The organism is Halomonas llamarensis, from assembly GCF_023555005.1.
GTDB classification, from domain to species: Bacteria; Pseudomonadota; Gammaproteobacteria; order Pseudomonadales; family Halomonadaceae; genus Vreelandella; species Vreelandella llamarensis.
In genome coordinates, this window is the sequence record NZ_JAMJPJ010000127.1 from 1 (window position 1) to 302 (window position 302).

At 47.4% G+C, this 302-nt stretch carries 1 protein-coding gene; it reads left to right on the forward strand.

Features of this window, described 5'->3' with window-relative positions; all coding sequences use genetic code 11:
- On the forward strand, positions 1–239 hold a 239-nt coding region (locus tag M8006_RS17895; RefSeq protein ID WP_250084591.1), incomplete at its 5' end, for a hypothetical protein.
- Positions 240–302 lie beyond the last annotated feature (63 nt).

A 302-nucleotide genomic window follows, 5' to 3' on the forward strand; every position in this document is an offset into this window, starting at 1 on the left:
ATGGAGACACGACTATTTCTCAAGTGATGGCCGAGACCCAGGTCAGTGGAACACACGATATTCACTTTCGTGACAAGCGAGGCAATCAACAGCAGGCGACCCTATCGGTCAAGCATGCAAAATTGACAATGTGTCCGCCGATTGGAAAACAGAAAAAATATCAAAAACAGGCGCTTGGAGTGGTCAAGCAATTTGTGACAACCCAGTTAAGCCGCTTTCTTCAGTTCTGCCATTGCTGATTCGTAATCATTGGGGCTGCTGTAATCCAGCGTCGAATGCCGCCGCCGACTGTTATAAAACAT